We start from the raw sequence: 6,508 nt of genomic DNA, 5'->3' as shown, positions 1-6,508 counted from the left end.
GGGCAGCGGCGTCCCGCCGGCCCGGCGGCGGGCTGGAGCGGGCGCGGCTCGGCGCGGGGAGGGTCGGGGCACCCGCCGGGACGTACACTCGGCGCATGGGTCACGCGCGTGCCATGAGGGAGTGCCTTCGACGGGCTCCCCGCACGTGTGCCCGGTACCCGGCGACCGCGACCGGCGCCGAAGCGCCGCAGGCGGGCTGCCGGGCGTTGTACGGCCACGGCTAGCGATCTCTCGACGGGCCCTGCCCGCCGGCCTCCGCTCCGTGGACTCCTCTCCACGCGGACGGCCCTCGCTCCCCGCACCCTGAGCACCTGAGCACCTGAGCACCGCAAGACCGTCCGCCCGGGCTGGCCCGTGACGTCGTGCTCGTCACGGGCCTTCCTCACCCGCCCGGGTCAGCGCACCCGCCGCACCACCCGTTCCGCCCTCCCGGGCTTCGGCGTACCCCCGTCGACGCCATCCGGGCGAGCGGCCCAGCCGCAACACCGAAGGGACCCCTGTGAAGTTGAGTGAGTTGTTGGCCGGGAACGACCATGAGGTCCTTCGAGGCGATCCGGACACGGACATCACCGCGGGCACGTGCTTCGACGCGCACCGGGTGTCCCCCGGGTCGCTGTTCATCGCCGTGCCCGGCCATCGCGAGGGCGGCCCCGAGTCCGTCGGAGCGGCGCTCGCACGCGGCGCGGTGGCGGTGCTCGTCGATGGCGGGGTGCCGGACCCGCCACCGTCCGTCTGGGCGACCGCCGAGGATGTATGCGTCGTCCGGGTGCCGGACACCCGCGTCGCCGCCGCCCTCACCTCCTCCCGCTACTACGGCGAGCCGGGGCGGCGGATGGACATGGTGGCCATCACCGGCACCAATGGGAAGACCTCCGTGTCGTACATGGTCGAGTCCGTGCTGCGGATCGCCGAGGGGGCCAGGGTCGGGGTCATCGGGACGGCCGGCAGCCGGATCGGCGACGAGCTGATCCCCATGCCGCGGTCGGCGCTGACCACGCCGGAGTCCCCGGACTTCCAGTATCTGCTGGGGTGCATGCGCGACCGGGGGGTGGGCAGCGTGGTTCTGGAGGCCACGTCGATGGGGCTCCTGACCCACCGCGTGGACCACGCGTTCATCGATGTCGGCGTCTTCACCAACCTGACGCCGGACCACCTGGACGATCACGACACGATGGAGAACTACCGGGACGCCAAACTCCGGCTGTTCCAGGGCCTGTGCCGGCGCGCGGTGGTCAACGCCGACGACCCGGTGGGTGCGCTCGTCCCGGCGATGATGCCCGGCGCGGTGACCACGTACGCCCTCGACGCGGAGGCGGACTACCGGGCGACCGACCTCATCATGGACGCGTTCGGCACGCACTTCACCCTCCATCACGCCGGCCAGAAGTATCCGGCGGTGATCCCCCTGCCCGGCCGGTTCTCGGTGGCCAACGCCCTGGCCGCCGTCGCGGCCTGCCACCTGCTGGGGCACGACCTCGAAGGGCTGGTCACGAGTCTGGAGAGGATGCCTCCGATCCCGGGGCGTTTCGAACGCTTCGAGACCCCGGGCGGCACCTCCGTGATCGTGGACTACGCCCACTCCTCCGACTCCCTGGACAAGGTCCTGACCGCCATCAGGGAGTTCGCCCCCGCCCGGGTCATCACCGTCTTCGGCTGCGGCGGGGATCGGGACGTCACCAAGCGCGCCCCCATGGGTCGGATCGCGGGGCTCCACTCCGACCTGTGCGTTCTCACCTCGGACAACCCCCGTGGCGAGGACCCCGAGGCGATCATGGACCAGATCACTCCGGGACTCGCGGCGACCGGCACTCCGTTCGAACGGATCGCGGACCGCCGCCGGGCGATCGCCCACGCGCTGTCCGTCGCCGACCGGAACGACATCGTCCTGATCGCGGGGAAGGGCAGCGAGCCGTATCAGATCGTCGGCGAGCGGCTTCTCCCGTTCAGCGACATGGCGACCGCTCGCGAACTCGCGACCGCGGCGTAGGCGGTACGGGGTGATGGCCGCAGCACGGGGGGCCATCACCAGTCGTGGACGGTGCCGTCCAGCAGGCGGTTGACCGGGAGGTAGGCCGGGCGGTACGGGTGGGCGGCGGCCAGGTCCTCGTCCAGCTCGACGCCGATCCCCGGCTCCTCGCCGGGGTGGAGGTGGCCGTCGGTGAAGGTGTAGGCGTGCCGGAACACCTCGTCGGTCAGCGCGGTGTGGCCGGAGAACTCCTGGATGCCGAAGTTGTGGATCGCCAGGTCGAGGTGGATCGCGGCGGCCATGCCGACCGGCGAGATGTCCTCGGGGCCGTGGATGGCGCTCTTGATCTGGTACTGCGCCGCGTAGTCGAACAGCTTCCTCAGCGGGGTGACGCCGCCGAAGTGGGTCACCGCGGAGCGCACGTAGTCGATGAGCTGCTCCCCCACCAGCGTCTGGTAGTCGAAGACGGTGGTGAAGATCTCGCCGATCGCCAGCGGCGTCCTGGTGTGCCGGCGCACCAGCCGAAGGCCCTCCTGGTTCTCGGCGGGGGTGCAGTCCTCCAGCCAGAACAGGTCGTAGGGCTCCAGCTCCTCGCCGAGCCGCGCCGCCTGGATCGGCGTGAGCCGGTGGTGGGCGTCGTGCAGCAGGGGCAGCTCCGGCCCGAACTCCTCGCGGACCGCCTCGAACACCCGCGGGATGTGCCGCAGGTAGCCGGCGGTGTCCCAGTCCTCGACCACGGGCGACGGCCGCTGGTCGAGGCGGGTGGCGTTCTCCCGGGCGAGCGCGGCGTCGCGGTGCACGCCGTAGACCTTCTCCAGTCCCGGCACGCCCGTCTGCACCCGGATCGCCTGGTAGCCCTCCGCCCGCCGGGCGCGGATCGAGTCGAACAGCGAGGGAAGGTCCCAGCCGCCGGCGTGCCCGTAGGCGCGTACGCGCTCCCGGCTCGCGCCGCCCAGCAGCTGGTACAGCGGCAGTCCCGCGACCTTCGCCTTGATGTCCCACAGCGCGACGTCCACGGCGGCTATCGCGGCCATGGTCACCGGCCCCCTGCGCCAGTACGCGCCCCGGTACAGGTACTGCCAGGTGTCCTCGATGCGATGCGGGTCGGTGCCGATGAGCAGCGGCGCCACATGGTCGCGGAGGTAGCTGACGACGGCGAGCTCGCGCCCGTTGAGGGTGGCGTCGCCGAGGCCGGTGACGCCCTCGTCAGTCGTGATCTTCAGGGTGACGAAGTTCCGGCCGGGGCTGGTGACGACGACCTGCGCGTCGACGATCTTCATGGGGAGGTCTTCCTGGGAGGTGGGGTGGGTCAGCCCTTGGTGGCCCCGGCCGTGAGGCCGGCCACGAGGAACTTCTGTCCGATCACCGCGGCGAGGACGACCGGGATGGTCATCAGGGTGGCGGCGGCCATCAGGCCGCCCCAGTCGGTGCTGGCGTAGGAGATGAAGTTGAAGAGGGTCACCGGCACGGTCTGGGTGTCCTCGTCGGCGAAGAGCAGCGCGAACATGAAGTTGTTCCAGCTGGCGACGAACGCCAGCAGCGACGCCGTCGCGGTGCCGGGCGCGGCCAGGGGCAGGGCGATGCGCCAGAACGCGCCGAAGGCGGAGAGCCCGTCGGTCCGCGCGGCCTCCTCCAGCTCCACGGGCAGGCCCTCGAAGAAGCCGATCATGATCCACAGGATCAGCGGCACGGAGACGAACATGTGGCTGAGGACGAGGACGGTGTAACTGCCCACCAGGCCCGCCTGGGCGAACAGGTAGTACCAGGGCACCAGCAGGGAGACCGCGGGGACGATGCGCGCGATGAGCACCACGGATCCGGTGCGGTGCATCCGGAACCGGCCGACCGCCCAGGCGGCCGGGACCGCGATGAGCGCGGACAGCGCCGTGGAGAGGCAGCCCACGATCAGCGAGTTCCGCATCGCCTGGAGGATCTCGCCGTCCCGGAGGACATTGCGGAAGTTCTCCAGGGTCGGCGAGAAGACCAGCCCGACGGTCGGGTCGGTGACCTGCACGTTCGTCTTGAACGCGGCGGCGAACATCCACACGATGGGCAGCGCGAAGATCAGCGAGACCACCGTGACGGCGACGCCCCGCAGCCGGGCCAGGTGGCGCCGGCGCCGGCCGGCGCTGAGGGGGGCGCGGCGGGGGGCGGCGTTGGCGGTCATGCGGAATTCCTTCCGGCGCGGCGGCGCAGCAGGACCACGGCGCCGATGATGAAGAGCGTGAAGAGCACGAGCACGGCCGAGGCGAGCCCGTACTCCTGGTAGTCGAAGGTGAGGCCGTAGGCGTAGACGTTGAGGGTCTCGGCCTCGAAGTCGGAGCCGCCGCCCGGTCCCTTGGTGGCGTAGAGGATGTCGAACGTCTTGAGGGCGTCGACGGAGCGCAGCACGAGCGCGGTCATCAGCGTCGGCACGAGCATGGGCAGCACCACGTGCCGGAACCGCTGCCAGCCGTTCGCCCCGTCCACGAGCGCCGCCTCCTCGGGCTCCTCCGGCAGGGTCGAGAGGCCGGCGAGCAGCAGCAGCGTCATCATGGGCGTCCACTGCCACACGTCGATGAGCATGAGGGTCGGCAGCGACTGGCTCACCGAGCCGAGGAACTCCTGCGGCGGGAGGCCGACGGAGTCCAGCAGGTGGTTGGCGATGCCGTTGGTGGGGTCGAGGATCAGCAGCCACAGGATGCCGATCGCCACCGGGGTGGTGAGCAGCGGGATGATGAGGATGGTGCGGACCCACCGCATGCCGGTGAACGCCTTGCGCATCAGCATGGCCAGCGCGAGGCCGAGCACGGTCTCGACGGCGACGGCGCCGACGGTGAAGAACACCGTGCGGCGCAGGGCGGGCCAGAAGCGGCGGGAATCCTCCAGCGCGTCCTGGAAGTTCTGGAGGCCGATGTAGCCCTTGTCGGCGTTCACGGCGCCGAAGGCGTCGGTGAGGCTGAGGTTGAGGGTGAACGCCAGCGGGAAGACGATCATCGCCGCCACGAACGCGAGCGCCGGGGCGAGCATGGCCCACTTCAGGCGGCGGTTGGCCTGCTCGAACGTGCGCGGGGCGCGGGGTGTCCCGGCGCGCGGCGCGGGGCCGTTCCGCGTCCTGCCGGGGGTCTGGGTGGCGGACATCAGGACTCCCGGTGGCGGTTGTCACGGACGAGGAAGTCGGCGAACTCGGCGTCCGCGTCGCGGGCCACGGGCTCCACGGACTCGCCGAGGATCCCCGCCACCAGGGGCCGGCCGACGATGTCCCGGGCGCGGCTGACCTGGAGGACCTCGGGCCGGTCGTGCCCGATGCCGTTCTCCGCGCTGATCCGCATGGTCTCGCCGAGGTCGGAGGGGAACGCCGCGAGCGTTTGCGCGTCGGACCAGGCGGACTGGCGGGCGCCGGGGATGCCCTTGGCCTGGAGCGCGGCGACCATCTCGGGGCTCGACGCCCACAGGAGGAACTCCCACGCGTCGTCCCTCAGCAGCGAGAACTCGTTGATGGCCAGGCTCCACGAGGGGATGTTGTGCGGCAGGAAGCCCGCGGGCCCGGTGGGGAACGGCGCGAAGCCGACGGTGTCCTGGACGGTGGAGACCCCGGGGTCGAGGAAGTTGGTGAAGATCGCGTCGGCGTCGATGTAGAACGCCGCCTTGCCCTGCGCGAAGATCGGCATGGCCTGTTCGAGGCTCATGTTGGTGGCTCCCGGCGGCCCCGCCCGCTCCAGCAGCCTGCCGTAGAACTCGTACGCGGCTATCGCCTCGGGCGTGGCGATGCGCGATCGCCCGCCGTCGGTGAAGTCGCCGCCGAAGGAGTAGAGGAAGCTCGACCACTGGCTGACCGCGCCGTTGCGCTGCCCCCGGCCGACGTAGCCGAAGAAGTTGTTCCTCCGGTCGGCGAGTTCGAGCGACATGTCCATCAGCTCGTCCAACGTGGCGGGCGGCCCGCCGAGGTCCGCCACGAGGTCCTTGCGGTAGTAGAGCGCGGGCCGCTCGGTGACGACGGGGACGCTCAGCACCCGGCCCGCGGTGAGGGACCGTTCGCGGGGCGCGTCCTGGAAGTCCGCCCAGTCGTACTCCGCATCGCCCCTCGCCCGGTCGGTGAGGTCGGCGAGCCACTCGTTGTGCGCGAAGAGCAGCTGCTCCTGGAGCGGCCGGACCATCATGACGTCGACATCCGTGGCGGACGCGTTGAGCTTGACGTTGTAGCTGTTGGCGAGCTGGTCGGCGGTGAGCATCGTCATCGTGACGCGGCGCCCGACGCGTTCCTCGAACTCGGGGATGCGCCCGCTGATCTCCTGCGACCAGACGTGGTTGACCGCCATGATCCGCAGCGGCGCGTCGGGGGACGCGGAGCCGCCGCGGGCCGAACAGGCGCCGAGGGTCACCCCGCCCGCGGCGGCCGCCGCGGCCGCGGCGAGCCTGCCGAAGGAGCGGCGGCTGACCGGCTGGCTGCTCGTGGACATCCTCGTCCTCGACTTTCTGCTGTGAGGTGCTCATCCCTGGTCCAACTGGTAGGACCAGCTGGACCGTAGCAGCGGGGAATGGCCCCTGACCAGCCCTGACCGG

Annotated in this window: 5 protein-coding genes; 1 reads left to right on the top strand and 4 read right to left on the bottom strand. The window is 71.3% G+C overall.

What is annotated here, in order from left to right:
- The first annotated feature begins 499 nt into the window (after positions 1-499).
- Positions 500-1,987 carry a UDP-N-acetylmuramoyl-L-alanyl-D-glutamate--2,6-diaminopimelate ligase gene (locus ADY01_RS10000; RefSeq protein ID WP_049569265.1) on the top strand — a complete coding sequence of 496 codons (1,488 nt, stop codon included), beginning with the start codon at positions 500-502 and terminating at the stop codon, positions 1,985-1,987.
- Positions 1,988-2,022: 35 nt separating this feature from the next.
- Here ADY01_RS10000 and manD read toward each other — a convergent pair whose 3' ends face one another.
- From manD to ADY01_RS09980, 4 genes are read right to left on the bottom strand one after another with little or no spacing between them, the layout of a single operon-like run.
- Complete coding sequence (manD, locus tag ADY01_RS09995) at positions 2,023-3,246, bottom strand: D-mannonate dehydratase ManD (protein WP_049569257.1); 1,224 nt, start codon at positions 3,244-3,246, stop codon at positions 2,023-2,025.
- Between the two features lie 29 nt (positions 3,247-3,275).
- Complete coding sequence (locus ADY01_RS09990; protein ID WP_049569255.1) at positions 3,276-4,133, bottom strand: carbohydrate ABC transporter permease; 858 nt, start codon at positions 4,131-4,133, stop codon at positions 3,276-3,278.
- Positions 4,130-5,086: a carbohydrate ABC transporter permease gene (locus tag ADY01_RS09985; RefSeq protein ID WP_049569252.1), complete on the bottom strand. Its 957-nt coding sequence runs from the start codon at positions 5,084-5,086 to the stop codon at positions 4,130-4,132. The genes ADY01_RS09990 and ADY01_RS09985 overlap by 4 nt, the downstream gene beginning before the upstream one ends.
- On the bottom strand, positions 5,086-6,405 hold the full coding sequence (locus ADY01_RS09980) for an extracellular solute-binding protein (RefSeq protein ID WP_049569248.1): 1,320 nt from the start codon (positions 6,403-6,405) through the stop codon (positions 5,086-5,088). The genes ADY01_RS09985 and ADY01_RS09980 overlap by 1 nt, the downstream gene beginning before the upstream one ends.
- Positions 6,406-6,508: the final 103 nt, after the last annotated feature.

Origin of the sequence: Streptomyces sp. SBT349 (assembly GCF_001083795.1) — a bacterium.
Taxonomy (GTDB): domain Bacteria; phylum Actinomycetota; class Actinomycetes; order Streptomycetales; family Streptomycetaceae; genus Streptomyces.
Note: the sequence above shows the minus strand (reverse complement) of the source record. Positions and strands in the feature narration are given on the sequence as shown.

What these genes read in the sequence shown, in the direction of transcription:
- manD (WP_049569257.1), bottom strand. Translation starts at nt 3,246, where the DNA reads ATGAAGATCGTCGACGCGCAGGTCGTCGTCACCAGCCCCGGCCGGAAC.
- ADY01_RS09980 (WP_049569248.1), bottom strand. Translation starts at nt 6,405, where the DNA reads ATGTCCACGAGCAGCCAGCCGGTCAGCCGCCGCTCCTTCGGCAGGCTC.
- ADY01_RS09990 (WP_049569255.1), bottom strand. Translation starts at nt 4,133, where the DNA reads ATGACCGCCAACGCCGCCCCCCGCCGCGCCCCCCTCAGCGCCGGCCGG.
- ADY01_RS09985 (WP_049569252.1), bottom strand. Translation starts at nt 5,086, where the DNA reads ATGTCCGCCACCCAGACCCCCGGCAGGACGCGGAACGGCCCCGCGCCG.